The sequence below is a fragment of the Kordia jejudonensis genome, from assembly GCF_001005315.1.
Lineage (GTDB): Bacteria > Bacteroidota > Bacteroidia > Flavobacteriales > Flavobacteriaceae > Kordia > Kordia jejudonensis.
The window spans coordinates 36,692-57,477 of record NZ_LBMG01000024.1 but is presented as its reverse complement, the minus strand read 5'-3'; the positions used below and the strand labels follow the sequence as shown (position 1 = coordinate 57,477).

Sequence of the window (20,786 nt, the reverse complement as noted above, 5' to 3'; positions counted from 1 at the left end):
TTAGTCAAGAAGGTTCTCGACTGCGCTCGAACTGACATGTTAGATCAAATGCTACAACGACTTCGTTCGTCCACCATCTACAGGGACATTAATTCCATTAATATAAGATGCTGCTTCACTTGCTAAAAATGCAATCGCATTTGCAACTTCTTCAGGTTGTGCAAATCGTTTGGCTGGCACCGCATTTTTCATCGCTGTACTTACCTCATCTTCTGATTTTCCTGTTTTTGCCGCTTTGTTTTTTATGATTTCTGTCAAACGTTCCGTAGCAGTTGCGCCTGGTAAAACATTGTTGACAGTTATTCCAAATTGTCCCAACTCATTTGCCAAAGTTTTTGACCAATTTGCCACTGCTCCACGAATGGTATTGGAAACGCCCAAACCATCTAACGGTTGTTTTACCGAAGTAGAAATGATATTTATAATTCGCCCATAACCCGCTTCTTTCATTCCTTCTACAACACTTTGCGCTAAGATGTGATTGCATTTTAAGTGTTGTGTAAAAGCACGCTCAAATTCTTCAATTTTTGCTGCATATACGGGTCCACCAGCAGGTCCGCCCGTATTGTTTATTAAAATATGAAATGCATGATGTTCTGAAACAAAAGCTGTTATTTTTTCTTCCAAAGCCGTTGGATTTTGAAAATCTGCCACGATATAATTGTGTTTCTGTCCTTTGGAAGTATCTAATTCGTCAAGCACATTTTGTAGTTTTTCTTCGTTTCTAGCGGCTAAGGTTATATTTGCGCCAAGAATTGCCAATTGAATTGCAGTTGCTTTTCCGATTCCTTGTGTGCTTCCACAAACGAGGGCGTTTTTATGTTGTAAGTTTAGGTTCATTGTTTAATTTAGTATTGAGATGTTAGTAGTGAGTATTTGGTTTTGGTTTTAGGTCGCTCTTGGGTCTTTGTTCTTGGGTTTTGGGTTTTGGGTTATTCGAAAATACTTTTACATTTAAAATTCAACATTTAACATTTATCATTTTAAATTCGTTATTCGTTATTCGTTATTCGGTATTAGCTCTTTGGTCTTGGGTCTTGGGTCTTTGTTCTTTGTTCTTTGTTCTTTGTTCTTTGTTCTTTGTTCTTTGTTCTTTGTTTATTCGGAAATACTTTTACATTTATACTTTCAAAGTACTTCTCGATACATAATTTTATTCTAAAATTTCACTCGAAGTGACGTATTTAAATTGATTGTACACTTTAGGTTTTGTAAATACTTTTCAATTTAAAATTCAACATTTATCATTTAACATTTTAATTTCGGTATTCGGTATTCGGTATTCGGTATTCGGTATTAGCTCTTTGGTCTTTGGTCTTGGGTTTTGGGTTTTGGGTCTTTGGTCTTTGGTCTTGGGTCTTGGCTCTTGGCTTTTTGTTCTAATTTCTAGATTCTAAATTATCTTTTTATTTAAAATTCAGCATACAACATTCATAATTTAACATCAAGAGTATTTGATACAAATATTTTTCGGTTCAGTAAAGAAACGTAAGGCTTCCATGCCACCTTCGCGACCGACGCCAGAGTTTTTCATGCCACCGAAAGGTGTACGCAAATCACGCATAAGCCATGTGTTTACCCAAACAATTCCTGCTTCCAATTGTTTAGACATTCGCATGGTGCGATTGAGATTGTTTGTCCACAATGTTGCCGATAATCCATAACGGACGCCATTTGCCATGGCTAAGACTTCTTCTTCCGTATCAAACGGCATCATCGTCACAACAGGTCCAAATATTTCTTCTTGATTCACGCGACATTGATCGGTTGGCACTTCTATAACAGTTGGCGCTAAGTAGTATCCGTTTTCGAATCCTTCTACAACAACATCATTTCCTCCACATAAAATGGTGCCACCTTCGTCTTTTGCAATTTGTATGTATGATTTTACTTTTTCTAAATGCGGTTTTGAAACCAACGCGCCTACTTTTGTTGTTTCATCAAACGGATTTCCTACTTTGAGTTGTTTTACACGTGCTACAAAGTCTATTTTGAATTTTTCATAGATGCTTCTTTCTACAAATATTCGTGAACCACATAAACAGATTTGTCCTTGATTTGCAAAGGATGATCGTACTGTAGTTTTCAACATTTCATCATAATCGCAATCGGCAAAGATGATATTCGGGTTTTTTCCTCCCAATTCTAGCGAAAGCTTTTTAAACATAGGTGCCGCCGTTCTTGCTATATGCGCGCCTGTAGCCGTTCCGCCTGTAAAAGAGATTGCTTTGATGTTGGGATGTTCTGTAATGGCTTGTCCTGTGGTATGTCCCAATCCGTGTACAATGTTTAACACACCTTTTGGCAAACCTGCTTTCGTGCAAATTTCGCCTAATAGATACGCGGTCATTGGTGTCACTTCACTTGGTTTTGCCACAACTGTATTTCCAGTTGCTAAGGCTGGTGCAATTTTCCAAGTAAAAAGATACAATGGCAGATTCCAAGGTGAAATACAACCGACAACTCCTATGGATTGTCGCAATGTAAAATTCATCGCATTGAGTCCAATACTTTCATGTGCTTCGCTTGAAAACTGCGTAATGGCTTGTGAAAAGAATCTAAAGTTGCTTGTTGCTCTTGGAATGTCAATTCGTGTTGCTAAACTAAGCGGTTTTCCATTGTCTAATGCTTCTGCATGGGCCAATTCTGACAAGTTTTCTTCAATCAAAGATGCGATGTTATTTAGAATACGACTTCGCTCATCTAGCGTAGTTGCTGACCAACTTGGATAAGCCGCTTTTGCAGCTTGATAGGCAGCTTCTACATCTTCCGCAGACGAATTTGGAATCTGTCCGTAGACTTCTCCGTTGGAAGGATTGTAATTGTCAATCCATTCGTTGCTTTTTGGCGCAATATAACTTCCGTTGATATAGTTTAGAATCTTTTTCATTTGCTGAATTATTGTTTTTTATACGCTACTACCTTGATTTCAATCACTAAATCAGGATGTGGCAATTGATGTACAGCAACGGTAGTTCGCGTTGGTCCGGTAGCTTTGTCGAAGAATTCTCCATAGGCTTCGTTGTATCCTGCAAAGTCGTTCATGTTGACTAAAAACGAAGTTACATCGACCACATCAGCCAAACTTGCGCCAACACTTTGCAAATTTTTGTCAATGTTTTTTAGTACTTCACGTGTTTGTGTGCGAATGTTCAAATGCTTCGTTCCCATTTCGTCAATGATATCTACACCTGCGATGCTGTTATCTGGTCGTCGCGAACTCGTTCCTGATACATATATAAAGTCGCCCACACGTTTTGTATGTGGATATGCGCCTCTTGGAGTTACTTTTTTTTCTTCCATAATTTATGGGTTTTCGGTTTTGGGTTTTGGGTTTTGGTAAAAAAATTAGTTCTATTTAAAATTTAGCATTTAACATTCAAAATTCATTCTTTATTCTATGTTCTTTTCTCTTTGGTTTTGGGTTTTGGGTCTTTGTTAAGTTGTTGAGTTGTTGAAATGAAATCTTTAGTATTTAAAATTCAACATTTATCATTTAACATTTTAAATTCGTTATTCGTTATTCGTTATTCGTTATTCGTTATTGGTTCTTTGTTCTTTGTTCTTTGTTCTTTGTTCTTTGTTTATTCGAAAATACTTTTACATTTTAATTTCTCAGTACTTCTCGATACGATTTCCTTCAAAAATCGAAGTGACGTTTCAAAAAGTCTCAATACTCAATACTACTTTCTCTCTACTATTTTCAATTTTCCATCGCTTCCGCGAGATGTAATAATTTATAAATTGTTTTCCAATTTCGTGTCGTGGCTTGTGTGTTGAGTTTACGTTCGAAAAAATTATTGGTAAGCTTGGTGCGACCGAAACCTCCTGGACAGTCTAAATATATTTCTGAACTTATAATCTTGAATCGATCATCCTTACTATCTATTTCAATGGTTGTTGCTTCTGGAATTGTAGCCAAAAATGTAATGCCTTGCTTAGAAATGTCCGTTTCTGTAAATGGATTGTTGGCAATTGCCGTTTTCCATTCTTCAATCGTTTTTACCAAAACTGGCACATCATAATCGTATTGTTTTTTGATGGCTTCGGCAATTTGACTTCCAAGTTTTTCTTGATTTTTTTCAGATGATTTAAAAACTACATTTCCACTTTGAATATACGTTTGTACTTCTGTAAAATCTAAGCTAGTAAGCAATGTGCGAAGTTCTGCCATTGGGAGTTTTTTACTTCCTGAAACGTTGATTCCGCGTAAGATGGCAATGTAGATCATGTTGGTTGGTTGTGTGTGTTTCAAAGATACATTTTTTGTAAGACTTGCTTGGATTTTTAGAAGGTTGGATTTTAAGACTTTGTATCTTTTGGTACGATTGTCTATAAATATTGAAGCTATTCAAAAGCTTGTGGCATTGCTGCGAGAAGGCTTTGGAAGTGTTTTTATTGCGAATTTCTTAAAATCAACAGATTGATCAAATAGTAACGTACAGCATCTTCTACAAAGCATAAAAATTTCTGGTTCATCTGAATACTGCTAAAGATTCTGTATCTTTAATTCAACATCAAAACCAACACCATGAAACTTTTTACTGCTATCGTATGTTCCTTATTTCTATTCTGCCAACTTCATGCACAAAAAGAAGGCAAACATGTAAAAACTGACAGTCATAATTTACGCTGGTATTTGGATTATCAGAAAGCAAAAAAAGTGAGTCAGGAATTAAAGAAACCAATGTTGTTATTTTTTACAGGTTCCGATTGGTGTGGTGCGTGTATTCAGTTAGAAAAGGAATATTTTTCCAAAAGTGCTTTTATCAAGATTGCACAGGAATATGTGCTTGTTGAACTCGATTTCCCTTCTAAAGAAGAACTTGTTCGCAAAGATTATATTGACGATTATATGGTGTTGCGAAAAAAATACAATGCAAAAGCGTTTCCGACCGTCTTACTTTTAGATGCTGAAGGAAATGTAATCGGTCGCGTTTCTGGATTTAGAGGAAAGGAGACCAAACGAATTTACACCAACTTGCTGAAAGCTGCTTTGGAGGCTATACTCTAAAACGATACATGAATGGACTTCATAACTTAACGAAAAGCTTTATTTAAAGAGAAATCATCAGGATTAAACAAGACACAAAAAACTTACGAATTGAAAATAATATCATGTATCTATTGTTGTATGATGGAACTCTAGAAATGTCATAACGTATGATTCAACTTGTATATTATGTAGTGCTTAGAATCTTACTTTTTTTGAATTTATAAAAACGTCAGAAGCCAAATTGCGGAAAACCGTAAAAATAACGGCTTCATTTCAGTTATGTTTACACAAAACTAAATGAAACTTACTAAAATCTTAGATAAACTTGGTTCTATTGAAAAGAATTCATTCATAAAAGTAATTGATCAAATTATTTCAAAGGAACCAAAAAATTATAAAAAGATAGATGTTATTTTAAGTTCATCTGACAAAGGATTGAAGTCTGTTGACAATGAAAATATCACCAATATATTTTCACTTGTTTCAAATGAATTTCAAGCATCTATAAAATGTGAATTTCAAGAAATTACTTCTCAATTAGATATTTTAATAGATATTATTATTCGTGATGGAAATTGTATCATGAAACAAGATTGGTTTTCTAGACTGTACGAAGCAGAGATAAAACATTTAAAATCTAAAATTAAAACATTAAATAAAGATTTTGAAGATGATAAATCTGATATATCAGAAACACGCAAAAGAGATTACAGTATTTATAAGTCATGTTTGCATACAGCTTATTATAACGATCTAGAGAATAATAGAGATCCTAAAATAACGTCTGACGAACTTTCTATTCTACTTACACTGGCAAAACAATTAGGACTTTCACAGGAAGAAGTAAAATTGATTAATTACAGTATTCTACCAATTAAGAAAATGGATGTTCAAGATGTAATTAAAAGTTTAAAAAGTATTGGTGTTATTTTCTATTCTAACAAAGAAAACACCATATATGTTGCGGATGAAATGGTTCGTATTCTACGAAAAGTGCGCGAAAAAGAAGTAGCTGAAAAATTTTATCGTAGAACACTAAAGCTTTTGCGTGAACCTATCATTAATCAAATTGCAAGACAACATAATATTGATCGAAAACTCATTTATTCTGAAAAAATTGAAGAAATCATCAAAGAAGGAGTTTCATTTTCAAATTTATTATATGCAGATATTTATAAAAACGGAAGTACATTAAATGATCGAAAGAAAAAATTGAATGAACTTTGTGAAAAAGGGCTTAACATTAAACACCTAAAAGGAATTACTTTAGACGATAAAATCTCAAATCTTATCCATCATTTTGAAAATGTAGAGCGTGATGAAAAAGTTGGAATTTCAGTTGATGGTTTTGACAAAATGCTAACAGAATTAAATCAATCATTACCCGCATTAAATAATCAAATTAAGAAACAATTTCAATTGCAAGATGAATTTGTTTTAAAAGCTGATTTTCTATTAGATTACAATATAAAACCTAGAGATATTTTAGATTTAATCGTTTATGATGATTTGAAAAAGTTCATTTTAGATCATGGCATTAAACAACGTGGCGATTTCATTTTAAACACTTTAGAGCATTACAAAGATGTTGAAAATTTATATTTAGAAAATTATGAAAATGTTGCTTTTAGAGATTTAAATACGCTGAAAGAAAACGGAATTACCATTAAAGAAAGTGAACTTGGATTGAAATTTGAAGAATTAACCAAAAATATATTTTCTGGCTTAGGTTTCATTGTTGATGAAGATTTTAAAAAGCAATTGAATACAAAAAAGGATATAATGGACATTCTTCTAAATTTAGATAATGATGAAATTATCATTGTAGAATGTAAAACAAGTAAGGAAAAAGGTTACAACAAGTTTAGTTCTGTTTCAAGACAATTAAAATCGTACCAAAACTTAGCTTTAAAGAATAATTTAAGAATTATAAAAATTCTTTTAGTAGCACCTGAATTTAGTGATGATTTTATTTATGAATGCGGAATGGATACAGAGATGAATTTATCATTAGTAACGGCTTCTACGCTTCTACACATTTATGAAGCTTTCAAAGAATCTAAATATGAAAAATTTCCACATGTACTGTTTCGAGATATAGTCTTAAACGAAGAACGCATCATAAAAGCACTCAGCAAATAAATAATGTCTATCAAATTCCGTAACTTTAGTGTGAACTAAAACCTCACACCATGAGCCAACTTAAAAAAGAAGACATTAAACAAGAAGTATTTGATTTGTATGACGATTATGCGCATGATAAAATTGGGCGTCGTCAGTTTGTAGAACGCCTTTCGTTATACGCCGCAGGAAGTGTTACAGTTGGTGCATTGCTAAGTTTTATGTCGCCAAATTATAGAACCACTGCGGAAGTTCCTGAAGATGATAATCGTGTACAATCAGATTATATTACCTACGATTCTCCCAAAGGTGGCGGACAAATCAAAGGCTTACTTTCACTACCAAAAGACACAAAGACAAAAGTACCTGGCGTTATTGTCGTTCATGAAAATAGAGGATTAAATCCATATATAGAAGATGTCGGCAGACGTACAGCGTTAGATGGTTTTATCAGTTTGGCTCCAGATGCATTGTCACCTTTAGGCGGTTATCCTGGCAATGATGACGATGGACGTACCATGCAAAAGAAACGTGATCGTAATGAAATGCTAGAAGATTTTATTGCTGCTTTCGAGTATTTAAAAAATCATCCAAACTGCAACGGAAAAGTTGGTGTTGTTGGTTTTTGTTTTGGCGGTTGGATTTCAAATATGATGGCGGTAAGATTAGACGATCTAAAAGCGGCTGTCCCTTTTTATGGACGACAACCCAATGATGAAGATGCTGCAAAAATAAAAGCGCCATTGTTACTTCAATATGCTGAGTTGGACAAACGTGTGAATGCAGGTTGGGAAGCGTATGAAAAGGTATTGAAAGAAAACAAGATTGATTATAAAGTACATTTTTATCCGAATGTAAATCATGGTTTTCACAACAATACTACGCCTCGTTATGACAAAAAAGCGGCAACCTTAGCATGGCAACGAACGATTGATTTTTTTAAGGAAAAGTTGGTATAATCACTAAAACATCTATCAAACAAATTCATTTTTAAATTACAAACTCTCTATCGTACATGACCACACCAAACGAAGTTCAACTGCGCGAAAAACCATCACTGATTCAAAAAATACTCGCGCCAGCATTACTTATTTTTAATATTTACTTTTTCTTTGAACTCATTCCAATTCACATCGCGGAAGCCTATAGTACATTATTTGCAATTCTTGGTGGTGTAATTACGCTAATTTTATCGTTTTGGACAGCAGATACATTGTTCAGACCTATACTAAAATACATTGGTATTCCCGTCTTTATTTTGTGCATTGCTTCCCTATTTATTTTTGGTTACTTTTTTATTCTAAAAACAACTTCGTTTAGTTCAGATGAACTTACTAAAAATGGTATTCAAACAACAGCCGTAATTATTGACAAATCTAGAATTTATGGTAAACGCGGCAGAACAATTCAAAGTATTGATGTTCGGTTTACAGATCAAAACCAACAACGTCAAGAAGCAACCATAGATATTGGCGACAGCGAATACAATAGTTTCCAAACGGGAATGGTAATTCCAATTATGTATTCTTCTGAGCATCCAAATATTGCTCGAATTTCCTATGAAAAACTCCGCAGTGGCAATTATTGATTGATAAATTTCTAGTTTACGAACTCAGACGTAACGTTCACTCATTCCGTGTTTTATCGGATATAAAATCTATATACTTTTAAATAAAAGAAACATTTAATCGTTATATATTAAAACCGAATAGAGATGAAAAAACAATTACTAATTCTCATCATTTTGGCTTCAAGTGCAAAAGCTCTTGGTCAAGATGGAGAATTTACCACGCATGAAAATGGCTTGATTTACAGCAAATTAACCATGAGTAAACTTTCACACATTGTAGATTCGCTAAATCTTCAATACAAATATTGTGATTTAAACAAAGTGTATTTAGCAAAAAAACAAACGGTTGCACATCTTATCAAAATGACCAAAGGAGATATGATCAGTGCTAAAAAAGACCTTGAAAATCAAATCGATTTTGACACGTTTGTTAAAAAATATCCTCAGGCAGAAATTGAAAAAGATATACTCGTTATTCAATACCAATACACCAATTATAACGATGAAGAAACTATAAAATTTAGTCATGTAGATTTAAGTGGCGATTACGGATTTTCGATCAGTGAAACGGAAAACTTAGCACGCTATCAAAATATAAAAGCGAACAGTTGGCTACACAGTTATACGAGTAAAGGTCAATATTCATCTGAATCTTTAAAAGCTTTCTATTTTCCAAAAACATTTACAGCAGAACCTTTAGTTGAAAAATACGCCACTATGGTTGGATATGCCAATTGTTTAATTGATACCACAACGACCAAGTTTAAGAAAGATGCAGAGCAAGGTTTTTATAGAGGTTTGCCCGAAAATTGGCAACAACTTTCCCAAAATGAGAAGTCAGAATTATTAGCAAAATTTAGAAATACCAAAGTAATGGGAACGTGTAGTATGGATTCTAGCCCAAGAGAACATGCTGCAAATATTGCTGTCTTAGCCGCAGAAACCGTGAATTGGGAAATATTCCTTAGAGCGCATTTAGATATTATGAACGATCGTTTTGATAGAGTTTCAGATGGAAGTTATGCACAAGCAGGACGAAAAACCTACATCCGAGAACTAGAAGAACTAAATATTAATATTCCCGATTTAATTTTCGGAATTAGTTTACGAATTGAAAATGCTGCAAAAAATCACTATTACAGTAGTATCACTAGAACAGGAAGAGCCTTGTCTGAAACTAAAAATAGTGCTGAAATTGAAAGTGCAATGATTGCCATGATAAAAGACACACAATTGGATGATTACAATAGAGTTTTAATGTATTTTTTATATCGAAACTATATCTATTATCTTGAAGATGAAGTGCTAAAAAAACGCAATACCGAAAAATTGAAAGACGCTGTAACTGCGCTTCCTGAATATATCAGTACAAAGATTATTTTTGAAGAAAATTAAAATACAATCATTTTGAAAGCACATGATACGTACATTTCAAATTTAGCAACAAATGGTTTTGCGGTTTTAGATCGAATGTATACGGAAATAGAAATTGCCGAAATTATTTCTTGTATTGAAAAAGCTTCTGCAACTACTGAACTGGCTGAACATTAGAAGCATCTATTTGCTATTAGACAAGTGATCAAGAAAATTCCAGCATTGAAACCATTGGTATTCACTAAGAAACTCCATGAATTGTTGACTGCTATTTTTGATGAATCGTATTTTTTGATAAAAGCTATTTACTTTGATAAACCATCCGAATCCAATTGGTTTGTGGCGTATCATCAAGATGTAAGTATTTCGGTTGACCGAAAAGAAGATATTTCAAATTATAAAACTGGACGTTTAAAAAAGGGCAATTTGGTGTGCAACCGCCGTTAGAAATTCTAGAGAATATTGTTACCATCAGAATTCATTTAGACAAAACAGTAACAGAAAATGGTGCGTTAAAAGTGATTCCAACTTCACATCTAAAAGGAATTTACAGACCTGAAACAATTGAATGGAATGTAGAAACGGAACATATGTGTGAAGTGGAAAAAGGTGGTGTGATGCTTATGAAACCTTTGACGCTTCACGCTTCCAATCGTACCACAAATCACAAACAACGACGTGTATTACATTTAGAATTTAGCACAAAGCAATTGAAAAAACCCTTGCAATGGTTAGAATATGATCTTGTAAAATGACGCAATTATTACTGTAAGATGTTAATTTTTACCAAACATTTACAGGAATTTCCTATCTTGCAAATACCCAAATATATTAATAGCCAATTATGAACTTCAAAAATTGCCTGCTTGCCCTGCTGGTTATTCTTTGTATAAGCTGTGAAGCGACGCATCCACCTCATTATGATGCCGTTTCCTCCGCTGCATTACCTACAGATACTGTTTTTCCTGTTCCTGTTGGATTTATCAACGATTTTGATAACATTCTGTCTGACGAACAAGAAGCTACTTTACTCCAATTAATAAAACAACATGAAGCCCAAACAAGCAATCAAATTGCAATTGTAACGCTAACTTCTATTCAAGGATATGATGGTTTAGAATCGTATTCGTTAGACTTAGCTAATAATTGGGGCGTTGGTCAAGAGGATAAAGATAATGGCGTTTTAATTGCGTTATACATGAAAGATCGCCGTATTTGGATTCAAAATGGAAATGGTATCATGCAAAAACTTACCGACGATGAAACCATGAAAATTATCAAAAAGATTATCGTCCCTGAGTTTAAAAAAGATGATTATTTTTCTGGATTTCAAAAAGGTGTTAAAGCGATTATTGACGAGTTAGTTCAGTCATAAAAAAAATAATTCTTTATTGCATTGTACTATTTTTATTGACAGCTTGTGCCAAAAAAGTTGCTTTGTGTGGTTTGATTGGAGAACATATGAATCCGCAAAAGTTGCAAAGCGTCGTTATTGAAAATGTACAGCTTGATACTGGTGAAATAGTAAACTTATTAGCAAATCTCGGACAAGGAATTGATAAAGAATATTTTGAAATTCTAAAGCATCGTTCCACAAGAACATTGATTCGAAAAAGGAATTAATGCTTTAAATTTGCCACACTATCTTCATCTAAAATTTCGTTGGTTTCTGCTTGTACTTTTTTAAGAATTTCGTGTAAATCGGCTGTCGTGTCAATTTCTGCATCTGCAATCATGTTGAGTAATGCTTTGTCCTGTGCACGCCCGATTTCCATAGCTTTGCTATACGGAATATCTTCATTAAACGTAACCATTGAATATTTAGAAAAATACTGCTCTGGGAAGTTTTTTTCCAAATCCATTTCTAACTTACGCTTTTCTTTAAAGATCGGATTTGCCACGTGATCGCGCATTTCGTAATAGTTGTCAATCGCCAAATCGGCAATAGCATCCGTATCTTTTTTACGCGCTTTTTCATACGCTTTGAATACTTTTTCCCAATCGCCTTCATGCTGATCTAACACTTCATTTAACACCACAACGTCTTCAAAAGAGGCATTCATTCCTTGTCCATAAAACGGAACAATCGCGTGTGCCGCATCACCCATTAATAAGGTATTATTTTTATACGACCATGGCGAACATTTTACCGTTCCCAATGGCGCTGTTGGATTTTCGAAGTACTCTTTTGTCAATTCTGGAATCAACGGCACTAAATCTGGAAACTCCTTCTCAAAGAATTCTTGTACGATTTCTTTTGTCGTTAAGTTGTTGAAATTATATTCGCCTTCATCATACGATAAAAATAAAGTTACCGTAAAACTTCCATCTAAGTTGGGCAAAGCAATAATCATAAAATCGCCACGTGGCCAAATGTGCAAAGCATTTTTCTCCGTTCGAAATCCACCTGTAGCGGTTGGTGGAATGCTCAATTCTTTATACCCATGACTGAGATAATTCTGCGAATAGCTAAATAAAAATTTACGTTCCAAGTAGTAGCTTTTTCGTAGTATAGAACCTGCGCCGTCAGTACCAATAATGACATCCGCTTTGACTTGCATTTCTTTTTTAGTATCGTAACAGTAAAAAGTTGCTATATTTTCTTCAATATCAATTCCTGTACATTTTTTATTAAACGTAATTTCTACCGCTTCATGTTCTTCTGCTTCCGTGAGTAATAACGCGTTCAAATCGCCTCTGGAAATCGAATTGATGTATTCATTTTCTCTTCCCGAATAGTTTGACATAAATGTATTTCCTTCTACATCATGTACCAAACGTCCATGCATTGGAATACATAAAGGCATTACTTTATCGGCAATTCCGACCATATTCATGGCTTTGATTCCTCTGTCCGAAAATGCTAAGTTGATCGATCTTCCAGCAGAAATATCTACTTTTCGTAAATCGGGACGACTTTCCATCACCGTTACTTTGTAACCGCGTTGTCCTAATCGTAACGCTAATAAAGAACCGCATAATCCTGCGCCAACAATCAATATATTTTCTTTCTTTTGCATATTACAAGCATTTTTTTAGTTCGTCTACCATGTGGTAAACATCTTCAAAGGAATTGTATAATGGAACTGGCGCACAACGAATTACATCAGGTTCGCGCCAATCGGTAATGATATGTTTGTCTAGTAATGTTTGGTGTAATGATTTGTCCGCATTTTGAACTTGAATCGATAGTTGACAACCGCGTTCTTCAGGATTTGAAGGTGTGATAATTTTGATACGATCAGTTTCGATTTCATTAATGAGATATTCAAAATATGCTGTCAGTTTCTGAGATTTTTCGCGTAAAGCGTCCATTCCAACTGCATTGAACACATCTAGCGAAGCTTTAATTGCTGCCATGGATAATATAGGCGGATTGCTCAATTGCCAACTTTCCGCACCTGGAATTGGATTAAATTCATAACGCATGTTGAAACGCGTTTCTTTATCGTGTCCCCACCAACCTGCAAATCGGTTCAACTCTTTGTTGTGTGCATGTTTTTCATGAACGAACAATCCTGCTAAACTTCCAGGACCAGCATTGAGGTATTTGTACGTACACCAAGCCGCAAAATCTACATTAGAATCGTGCAAATTTGGCTGAATGTTTCCAGCTCCATGCGCTAAATCGATTCCCACCATGGCACCTTTTGCATGTCCGAGTTCGGCAATCTTTTTTATGTCAAAATATTGTCCTGTGTAATAGTTTACACCTCCAATTAACAACAATGCAATTTCATCGCCTTCTTCTTCAAGTATCGTTTCTAAGTCTTCCATATGAAGTAATTGTTCACCAGCTCTTGGCTTCCACTCTACCAATCCTTCTTTTGGATCAAACCCATGAAATTTTAATTGTGATTCTACCGCATATCGATCGGATGGAAAAGCATCACTTTCAATGACAATTTTATATTTGGTTTTGGTAGGTTGATAAAACGAAACCATTAATAAATGAAGATTTGTCGTCAGAGTATTCATAATTACGACTTCAATTGGCTTTGCTCCTACTATTTTTGCCATATTCTCCGTAAGGAATTCATGGTATGGCATCCATGGATTTTTAGCATCAAAATGTCCTTCTACGCCTAAGTTTGCCCAATCATTCAGTTCTTGTTGAATATATTCTTGTGTTACTTTTGGCTGTAATCCGAGTGAATTTCCACAAAAATACAACCATTCATTTCCTGCTGCATCTTTAGGAATATGAAATTGACTTCGGTAGCTTTTTAGAGGATCTTTTGCGTCTTGCTCTTTTGCAAACGCCAATGTACTTTGAAACATATTGAATGCTATTTTTACCAAAAATACGTATTCCATTTTGGTAATAAAAAGATATCTATCATTTTATAAATCACTTTGTATTGTAATCGTTTTTTAATTAATATTTTTGCAAAAATAGTTACGGTATGCATTTTATTCCAGAAGCTTTAGACGCGTATGTGGTGGCACATTCAGAAAACGAACCTGATTTATTGAAAGCGTTAACGCGCGAAACGTATCAGAAGGTTTTACAACCGCGTATGTTGAGCGGGCATTATCAAGGTCGTTTGTTGAGTATGTTGTCTAAATTGATTCGCCCAAAAACCATTTTAGAAATTGGCACCTATACAGGATATGCAGCGTTGTGTTTGGCGGAAGGTATGCAAACTCAAGGCGAATTGCATACGATTGATATCAATGAAGAGTTGCACGATTTTCAACGTAAATATTTTGATGCTTCACCGTATGGAGCTCAAATTTTTCAACATACAGGAAATGCATTGGATATTATTCCTGATTTGGATAGAACGTTTGATTTGGTATTTATTGATGCGGATAAACCGAATTATCCTGCTTATTTTAATTTGATTATGGAAAAGATGAATCCGAACGGAATTATTTTGTCTGATAATGTATTGTGGAGCGGAAAAGTCTTGGAACCGTTACAAAAGAATGATATTTCTACAAAAGCACTGCTCGAATATAATTTACTTTTAAAGGAAGATGAACGTGTAGAAACGGTTGTATTACCCATTAGAGATGGCTTGACGATTAGTAGAGTGAAGTAGATTTTTGGTTATTGGGGCGCTTCGCTTTTGGGTTTTAGGTGTTGGGTCTTGGGTCTTGGGTCTTGGGTCTTGGGTCTTGGGTCTTGGGTCTTGGGTCTTAAAAAAATACTTTTTATTTAAAATTTAGCATTTATAACTTCTGGATTTGACAACTTTTACTTTTTCTAGTTTTAAAGTTGAGAGATCTCTTCCTTCGATGAGATTATTTTAATGATTTTATTTCCAAATCATTGAAATAAAAAAACTCTCGCCATTACGACGAGAGTTTCTCCCTATTTACTAAACTAAATATGCCAACTGTTCTATTGAACCGCTTGCAATGCGTCTATATTTCCATATCCATACTGAGAATTTTTGTTTGGATAGAAATCTGCAGATTGTTTCAATCTGTTTAATACCTGATCTTTTGTCCAGTTTGGATATTTTGACCAAATTAAGGCTGCAATTCCTGCTGTTGTCGCTGTTGCTACAGACGATCCGCCTACATAATCTGTTTGTCCATTATAGTATCCTAATACTGGCATTGTTCTATTTCCGTTACCATTACGTTGCATTACGATTGTAAAATCGATTTTGCTTCCTTTGTGACAAATATCGCATTCTTTATAGTTACTTGCGTCCGTTACACCTGTTACGGCAACCGTTTCACTCATGCTTGCAGGAAATATTACTCCAACAAAGTTAGTAAAAGTTGTTGAAGTTCCACCTGCTGCGAAGATTAATTTTCCTCTGCTGTTTGCATATCGTACCGCATCCTTGATTCTACCTATAGAAAATATATTTCCGATAGACATTGAAATGATTTTTACATCACTTCTATTTCCAAGTGCTTTGAGTGAGTTTGCAACACCTTTTTGCTCATGATAACCATCCAAAAGTACATTTTTTGTTCCTCTATAGCTAATTAAATTTGCATTATATGCAACTCCAACTGGCATTCCATCGTTGTTTCGCGGTGCTGTAGCTGCAGAAGCCATACTTGTTCCATGTCCACATTGATCGTTTGGTCCGTCTGTACTCGACGACCAAGGCCACCAAGAATCTACAAAGAGTCCATATCGCTGTCTGTAACGACCCGAAGAATATCCATCGTTGAAATTACTGTTTAATAATGAGTTATTTGGTGTTAAACCTGTATCAATAACTCCAATTCCGATTCCAGCACCTGTACTGTAGTTCCATGCTGCTGGAATGTTGTGTTTAGCAAAGTTCCAAGGTAATTTTGCTCCTGGAGCAATAGTAGTGTAATCAGCAGCATTTAATGAAGCGCCGTCAAATCCGCATCCTGCACCAGATTCTGACGTTCCTTGATATTGCCAATATCTGTATCCTGCTGGTTCTATGTAACGAATTCCATCTTCTTTTAATAAGTTTTCAATGGTAGCTAAGTTTTCAACTTTTACATCAATGATATTTAGTTTGTCATCTTCATCGATTAATAGGTCTGATGTTTTTTGACTGTCTACTTTTTCATCAATAGCAATATTACTTAGTAATCGATCTTTAATAGCACTTGCATTAGAATTTTCTTTGTTGAAATCGTTATCATCTGCTCCAAAACCGACAGTTATGATATTATCGCCATGCATAGCTGCACTCCAAATCATATGTGCTTCCATGTTTTTCCATTCAAAATCGACACGTTGCTCAATAGTTTCGTTGATTTTTGCATTGATTTGTTCAGGAGTTAGTGGTTCTTTCTGCTCTAAAATGATTGCAGTTTCTTCTGGTAAATTTTCATTAATTGCTACGTCATCAGCACATGAAACGACGCTCAAAGCCGCTAGTACTAAGACAAGCCTTAGGTTAAGATTTTTCATTCTTTTTTATTGATTGGTTAAAATTTTAACGAATATATTAATAAATTCGTAATTTTACTATGCGTGCATTGCAAATTCGATGAAATGCAATTCCAATCAAAATACCAACGATAATTCCTGTCAAGATATCTGAAGGATAATGAACTCCAAAATACAATCGACTATATATGAATAATACTGGCCAAAGGTAAAGAAGGTAGATCGTTTTGAATACTTTTCGTAACATGAGTACTAAAAAAGTAGTTACTGCAAAGGAAACTGTTGCATGACCTGAAAAGAAACTGTAATTTGCAGGTTTGATGATGATGTTTAGAAATGGAGCTACTGTAGGATCGTTGCATGGTCGAAGCCGTTCGATCCCTACCTTGACAACTTCTACTAATAATAGAGAAATGATCATAATAATGAGTCCATATCCAATAATAAGCCCAGCTTGACGTCTTGGAAAACGTATATAAATTCTAAAAAAAATGAAGAGCAATACTGGAACCCAGTAAATAAAACTTGTAATGTACTTCCAGAATGTATGAAATTGAACTCCACCTAAGTTATTTAGGTAAATGAGTAGTTCTTTGTCATATGCTAGTAACTGATCTAGCATTAAAATTGCCTTTTGATAGGACCTGACATATCTTCAATATCTTCTTTTACTTTGTCAATTTCTTTTTTAATATCTCCTGCAATATCAGTATCTAGTCCATTATCTTCAGCACTTTTTTGGATTTCGTGCTTTATTTCGTTGGTTGCATCTTTTAGTTGACGCATTCCTTTTCCTAAGCCTCTAGCGATCTCCGGAATTTTATCCGCACCAAATACCAAAACTACGATTAACATAATTACGAATATTTCTCCTCCACTGATGAATAATGCCATGCGTTCTTGTATTATTATACAAATATAATCAAGTTAATATTATGGAATAAAAAAACCAGCAATTATGCTGGCTTTTTTATGAATATATGGTAAAAACTACTGTTTTACTTTGTTTTCTTTAAATTTATTGAAGTCCGTATTGCCTTCTTCTCTCGGCCATGCGTTGTTTGTAGTATCAATATCCGCAGTTTCTAGCTTTGGATCTAATTGCAATGTTTTGATTGCTTTGTCAGATGCAATTACAATTTGTGCACTATCATCATTTTTTCTCCAAATTTGTGCTGGATATTTAATCATTTCAGAACTTCCGTCTTCATAGGTACATTCTACAATAATTGGCATTACCAATCCTCCAGGCTTGTTAAATGTAACTTCATAGAAGTACTTAGGGTTTTTCATGGCGTTTCTTTCTTGCTCAGAAAAGTTGTCCATTAAGTATTCCTTTAATGGTGCATTTTGCTCCATACTTAATACGGCTTGTCCTTCGTTGTCTTTGTTGTAACGTGGATCATCTTGTGGAATAAAGTATACAAAATCTCCCGTTTTGCCTGCTCGTGTTCCTACTTGATATTGTTCTACACTTTCGATTCCGATATCAACAAAATCTGTTGTGTAAAACCATCCTCTCCAGAACCAATCTAAATCGATTCCTGAAGCATCTTCCATAGTTCTAAAGAAATCTTCAGGAGTTGGGTGTTTGAACATCCAGCGCTGCGCGTATGTTTTGAAAGCATGATCAAATGCTTCTTGTCCCATAATTGTTTCTCGTAAAATGTTTAGTCCTGTAGCTGGTTTTCCATAAGCGTTAGGCCCTAGTTTGAATACATTTTCAGGATTTGACATAATTGGAGACAATCTTTCTTGATTTCCTTTCATATACGGAACAATCTTAGATGGCGCTCCTCTACGTGAAGGATATTTTCCATCGGTAGATGCTACAGACTCAGGGAATTCTTTAGCAAATTCTTGTTCAGACAAATATTGCATAAAGGTATCTAAACCTTCATCCATCCAGCCCCATTGGCGCTCGTCAGAGTTTACAATCATTGGGAAAAAGTTGTGACCAACTTCGTGAATAATAACACTGATCATTCCAAATTTTGTTCTTTCAGAATAGGTTCCATCTTCGTTTGGACGTCCATAGTTCCAGCAAATCATAGGATATTCCATTCCTTGATTTTTAGCATGTACTGAAATTGCTTTGTGATATGGATAATCAAATGTGTGTTTTGAATATGTTTTTAAAGCACTTGCAACAGCTTTTGTAGAGTATTCTTCCCAAAGTGGATTTCCTTCTTTCGGATACATTGAAACTGCCATTATTTTTGTACCGTTGATATCAACAGCTTGCATGTCCCAGATAAATTTACGTGAAGATGCAAACGCAAAATCTCGTACATTTTCTGCGTAAAATTTCCACGTTTTCTTTTTGTTTGAAAAGTTTTTCTCAGCAGCTTCAACTTCTTCTTGCGTAACAATAATTACAGGCTTGTCAAATGATTGCAACGCTTGTTCGTAGCGATCCATCATTTTACTTGTAAATACTTTTTTTCTGTTTTGTAGTTTTCCCGTAGCATCTAACACGTGATCTGCAGGCACTGTGATGTTTACATTATAGTTTCCAAATGGTAATGCAAACTCACCATTTCCCCAGAATTGATAGTTTTGCCATCCTTCTACGTCATTATACACGGCCATACGTGGAAAAAATTGCGCTATTACATAAGCGTAGTTTCCATCTTTTTCAAAGAATTCATATCCTGAACGACCTCTTTTTGTAACGTGATTGTTAATGTTATACCACCATTTGATACTGAATGATACCTTGCTACCTGACGTTAATTTTTTAGGCAAGTCAATACGCATCATAGTTTCATTGATGACGAATGATAAAGGTTTTCCCTTTGCATCTCTGACATAATCAATATTAAATCCACCATCAAAAGGATCAGCTACATAACTGTTTACAAATGTAGATGCTTTTTGTAATCGAGGAATACGTCCTCCATTTTTTAAAGAAGCTTGTGAGTTTTTTGCTCTTACATTTTGGTCTAACTGTACCCAAAGATATTCTAAATCGTCAGGAGAGTTGTTTGTATAGGTAATGGTTTCAACTCCGTATAATTTTTGATTTTTATCATCAAGTTCTATGTCCATTTCATAGTCAGCTTGTTGCTGATAGTATGCTTTTCCAGGCGCACCAGAAGCTGTTCTGTACATGTTTGGTGTAGAGAATTCTTGATATAGCTGTCTAAATTTGTTTTGATTGATATGTCCTTGAGGTTTCTTATCATCTTGTTGCTCTTGAGCAAAGACAAAGTTTGATCCCAAAAATAGAAATGCGAAAATGTAGAAATGTATCCGTTTCATTAGGCTTTTAATAGGTTTGTATTTTAATGCGTGAAATTAATTATTTTCAAGAGTTATTGTTAAAAATTTAACAAACCTTTATCATTTTCTTTGACTAATAATAAGCTTTTACGCTGATTTCCTATTTTAACATGCACTAAATTCTGCTGATCTTCTTCTAAATCATATAAAATATCATTTTCTACAGTTATGGAAGTTACTGTTTTTATATTGGGAATTTCCAAGTAACACACCGTAACATCATCTTCATATTTTTTTCCGATAAATGTGAAAGCTTTTTGTTCTCCATCTACCCAAATTTTGAGTTTTTGTTGGAGATATTTTTGCATTAACCGCTCTACTTCTTTTGTGTTTTTTTCTGCAGTTAATTCTTCTTTTAAATCATATCGCATTTTCATAACTTCTTGAAAATCATCTATGAAAATACGTGTTGTAATTTGTAACGCTTCCGCAGATGTACTATGTTCTATGTTGGTTACACTTACATAAAATTTATGGGCGGCAACAAAAGAAAATAGTGGAAGTATGCTGAGTAAAATGAGATATTTATATCGTTTCATTAGTGTATGTATCTTTATTTTGTAGTGACAAAGATATCCAAAAAGCGTTCCAAA

General features: G+C 34.5%; 22 protein-coding genes. 11 read left to right on the top strand and 11 right to left on the bottom strand.

From position 1 onward, the window contains the following. Positions 1–51: 51 nt before the first annotated feature. From AA089_RS12555 to AA089_RS12540, 4 genes are all read right to left on the bottom strand, one after another. Positions 52–840, bottom strand: coding sequence for an SDR family oxidoreductase (locus tag AA089_RS12555; RefSeq protein WP_046757303.1), 789 nt, complete (start codon positions 838–840; stop codon positions 52–54). Positions 841–1,444: 604 nt separating this feature from the next. Then, positions 1,445–2,890, bottom strand: a complete 1,446-nt coding sequence (locus AA089_RS12550; protein ID WP_046757302.1) for an aldehyde dehydrogenase — start codon at positions 2,888–2,890, stop codon at positions 1,445–1,447. A gap of 8 nt (positions 2,891–2,898) precedes the next feature. Beyond that, positions 2,899–3,303, bottom strand: a complete 405-nt coding sequence (locus AA089_RS12545) for a RidA family protein (protein WP_046757301.1) — start codon at positions 3,301–3,303, stop codon at positions 2,899–2,901. A gap of 400 nt (positions 3,304–3,703) precedes the next feature. Next, positions 3,704–4,255, bottom strand: a complete 552-nt coding sequence (locus tag AA089_RS12540) for a DUF1697 domain-containing protein (RefSeq protein WP_206540701.1) — start codon at positions 4,253–4,255, stop codon at positions 3,704–3,706. 276 nt (positions 4,256–4,531) lie between these two features. Between AA089_RS12540 and AA089_RS12530 the strand changes: the two genes are divergently transcribed. The 10 genes from AA089_RS12530 (at position 4,532) to AA089_RS12495 (ending at position 11,684) form a co-directional block, all read left to right on the top strand. Beyond that, positions 4,532–5,014: a thioredoxin family protein gene (locus tag AA089_RS12530; RefSeq protein ID WP_053002369.1), complete on the top strand. Its 483-nt coding sequence runs from the start codon at positions 4,532–4,534 to the stop codon at positions 5,012–5,014. A 279-nt stretch (positions 5,015–5,293) separates the two neighbouring features. After that, positions 5,294–7,138 carry a hypothetical protein gene (locus tag AA089_RS12525; protein ID WP_046757298.1) on the top strand — a complete coding sequence of 615 codons (1,845 nt, stop codon included), beginning with the start codon at positions 5,294–5,296 and terminating at the stop codon, positions 7,136–7,138. Positions 7,139–7,188: 50 nt separating this feature from the next. Further along, a complete protein-coding gene (locus AA089_RS12520; RefSeq protein WP_046757297.1) occupies positions 7,189–8,076 on the top strand; it encodes a dienelactone hydrolase family protein in 888 nt (295 codons plus the stop codon). A gap of 56 nt (positions 8,077–8,132) precedes the next feature. Beyond that, the gene (locus tag AA089_RS12515) at positions 8,133–8,705 is read left to right on the top strand and encodes a DUF3592 domain-containing protein (RefSeq protein ID WP_046757296.1); all 573 of its coding nucleotides are present in this window, start codon (positions 8,133–8,135) and stop codon (positions 8,703–8,705) included. 126 nt (positions 8,706–8,831) lie between these two features. Next, positions 8,832–10,082 (top strand): hypothetical protein, encoded by a 1,251-nt coding sequence (locus AA089_RS12510; RefSeq protein WP_046757295.1) that lies wholly within the window; start codon positions 8,832–8,834, stop codon positions 10,080–10,082. Positions 10,083–10,094: 12 nt separating this feature from the next. Then, entirely contained in the window at positions 10,095–10,238 is a 144-nt protein-coding gene (locus tag AA089_RS25755) for a hypothetical protein (RefSeq protein WP_316936949.1), read from the top strand. A 24-nt stretch (positions 10,239–10,262) separates the two neighbouring features. Then, positions 10,263–10,508 (top strand): hypothetical protein, encoded by a 246-nt coding sequence (locus AA089_RS25750; protein WP_316936948.1) that lies wholly within the window; start codon positions 10,263–10,265, stop codon positions 10,506–10,508. Then, positions 10,493–10,816 (top strand): phytanoyl-CoA dioxygenase family protein, encoded by a 324-nt coding sequence (locus AA089_RS25745; RefSeq protein WP_316936947.1) that lies wholly within the window; start codon positions 10,493–10,495, stop codon positions 10,814–10,816. The genes AA089_RS25750 and AA089_RS25745 overlap by 16 nt, the downstream gene beginning before the upstream one ends. A gap of 89 nt (positions 10,817–10,905) precedes the next feature. Beyond that, positions 10,906–11,436, top strand: coding sequence for a TPM domain-containing protein (locus tag AA089_RS12500; RefSeq protein WP_053002367.1), 531 nt, complete (start codon positions 10,906–10,908; stop codon positions 11,434–11,436). Positions 11,437–11,522: 86 nt separating this feature from the next. After that, a complete protein-coding gene (locus AA089_RS12495; protein WP_162200441.1) occupies positions 11,523–11,684 on the top strand; it encodes a hypothetical protein in 162 nt (53 codons plus the stop codon). Here the strand turns inward: AA089_RS12495 and AA089_RS12490 are convergent. Both AA089_RS12490 and kynU read right to left on the bottom strand, forming a co-directional pair. Beyond that, the gene (locus AA089_RS12490; RefSeq protein ID WP_046757293.1) at positions 11,681–13,081 is read right to left on the bottom strand and encodes an FAD-dependent oxidoreductase; all 1,401 of its coding nucleotides are present in this window, start codon (positions 13,079–13,081) and stop codon (positions 11,681–11,683) included. The genes AA089_RS12495 and AA089_RS12490 overlap by 4 nt on opposite strands. Position 13,082: 1 nt before the next feature. Next, entirely contained in the window at positions 13,083–14,342 is a 1,260-nt protein-coding gene (gene kynU, locus AA089_RS12485; protein ID WP_046757343.1) for a kynureninase, read from the bottom strand. A gap of 125 nt (positions 14,343–14,467) precedes the next feature. On the opposite strand from kynU, the gene AA089_RS12480 reads away from it, so the two are divergent. Next, the gene (locus tag AA089_RS12480; protein ID WP_046757292.1) at positions 14,468–15,109 is read left to right on the top strand and encodes an O-methyltransferase; all 642 of its coding nucleotides are present in this window, start codon (positions 14,468–14,470) and stop codon (positions 15,107–15,109) included. 302 nt (positions 15,110–15,411) lie between these two features. Here AA089_RS12480 and AA089_RS12475 read toward each other — a convergent pair whose 3' ends face one another. The 5 genes from AA089_RS12475 to AA089_RS12455 form a co-directional block, all read right to left on the bottom strand. After that, entirely contained in the window at positions 15,412–16,929 is a 1,518-nt protein-coding gene (locus AA089_RS12475; RefSeq protein WP_046757291.1) for a S8 family peptidase, read from the bottom strand. Between the two features lie 37 nt (positions 16,930–16,966). Further along, entirely contained in the window at positions 16,967–17,530 is a 564-nt protein-coding gene (locus tag AA089_RS12470; RefSeq protein ID WP_046757290.1) for a phosphatase PAP2 family protein, read from the bottom strand. Further along, a complete protein-coding gene (locus tag AA089_RS12465; RefSeq protein WP_046757289.1) occupies positions 17,530–17,802 on the bottom strand; it encodes a Sec-independent protein translocase subunit TatA/TatB in 273 nt (90 codons plus the stop codon). The genes AA089_RS12470 and AA089_RS12465 overlap by 1 nt, the downstream gene beginning before the upstream one ends. A 96-nt stretch (positions 17,803–17,898) precedes the next feature. Beyond that, complete coding sequence (locus AA089_RS12460) at positions 17,899–20,172, bottom strand: M1 family metallopeptidase (protein WP_046757288.1); 2,274 nt, start codon at positions 20,170–20,172, stop codon at positions 17,899–17,901. Between the two features lie 59 nt (positions 20,173–20,231). Continuing rightward, on the bottom strand, positions 20,232–20,732 hold the full coding sequence (locus AA089_RS12455) for a DUF6702 family protein (RefSeq protein WP_046757287.1): 501 nt from the start codon (positions 20,730–20,732) through the stop codon (positions 20,232–20,234). Positions 20,733–20,786: the final 54 nt, after the last annotated feature.

What these genes read in the sequence shown, in the direction of transcription:
- AA089_RS12555 (WP_046757303.1), bottom strand. Translation starts at nt 840, where the DNA reads ATGAACCTAAACTTACAACATAAAAACGCCCTCGTTTGTGGAAGCACA.
- AA089_RS12550 (WP_046757302.1), bottom strand. Translation starts at nt 2,890, where the DNA reads ATGAAAAAGATTCTAAACTATATCAACGGAAGTTATATTGCGCCAAAA.
- AA089_RS12545 (WP_046757301.1), bottom strand. Translation starts at nt 3,303, where the DNA reads ATGGAAGAAAAAAAAGTAACTCCAAGAGGCGCATATCCACATACAAAA.
- AA089_RS12530 (WP_053002369.1), top strand. Translation starts at nt 4,532, where the DNA reads ATGAAACTTTTTACTGCTATCGTATGTTCCTTATTTCTATTCTGCCAA.
- AA089_RS12525 (WP_046757298.1), top strand. Translation starts at nt 5,294, where the DNA reads ATGAAACTTACTAAAATCTTAGATAAACTTGGTTCTATTGAAAAGAAT.
- AA089_RS12520 (WP_046757297.1), top strand. Translation starts at nt 7,189, where the DNA reads ATGAGCCAACTTAAAAAAGAAGACATTAAACAAGAAGTATTTGATTTG.
- AA089_RS12515 (WP_046757296.1), top strand. Translation starts at nt 8,133, where the DNA reads ATGACCACACCAAACGAAGTTCAACTGCGCGAAAAACCATCACTGATT.
- AA089_RS12510 (WP_046757295.1), top strand. Translation starts at nt 8,832, where the DNA reads ATGAAAAAACAATTACTAATTCTCATCATTTTGGCTTCAAGTGCAAAA.
- AA089_RS12500 (WP_053002367.1), top strand. Translation starts at nt 10,906, where the DNA reads ATGAACTTCAAAAATTGCCTGCTTGCCCTGCTGGTTATTCTTTGTATA.
- AA089_RS12495 (WP_162200441.1), top strand. Translation starts at nt 11,523, where the DNA reads ATGAATCCGCAAAAGTTGCAAAGCGTCGTTATTGAAAATGTACAGCTT.
- AA089_RS12490 (WP_046757293.1), bottom strand. Translation starts at nt 13,081, where the DNA reads ATGCAAAAGAAAGAAAATATATTGATTGTTGGCGCAGGATTATGCGGT.
- kynU (WP_046757343.1), bottom strand. Translation starts at nt 14,342, where the DNA reads ATGTTTCAAAGTACATTGGCGTTTGCAAAAGAGCAAGACGCAAAAGAT.
- AA089_RS12480 (WP_046757292.1), top strand. Translation starts at nt 14,468, where the DNA reads ATGCATTTTATTCCAGAAGCTTTAGACGCGTATGTGGTGGCACATTCA.
- AA089_RS12475 (WP_046757291.1), bottom strand. Translation starts at nt 16,929, where the DNA reads ATGAAAAATCTTAACCTAAGGCTTGTCTTAGTACTAGCGGCTTTGAGC.
- AA089_RS12470 (WP_046757290.1), bottom strand. Translation starts at nt 17,530, where the DNA reads ATGCTAGATCAGTTACTAGCATATGACAAAGAACTACTCATTTACCTA.
- AA089_RS12465 (WP_046757289.1), bottom strand. Translation starts at nt 17,802, where the DNA reads ATGGCATTATTCATCAGTGGAGGAGAAATATTCGTAATTATGTTAATC.
- AA089_RS12460 (WP_046757288.1), bottom strand. Translation starts at nt 20,172, where the DNA reads ATGAAACGGATACATTTCTACATTTTCGCATTTCTATTTTTGGGATCA.
- AA089_RS12455 (WP_046757287.1), bottom strand. Translation starts at nt 20,732, where the DNA reads ATGAAACGATATAAATATCTCATTTTACTCAGCATACTTCCACTATTT.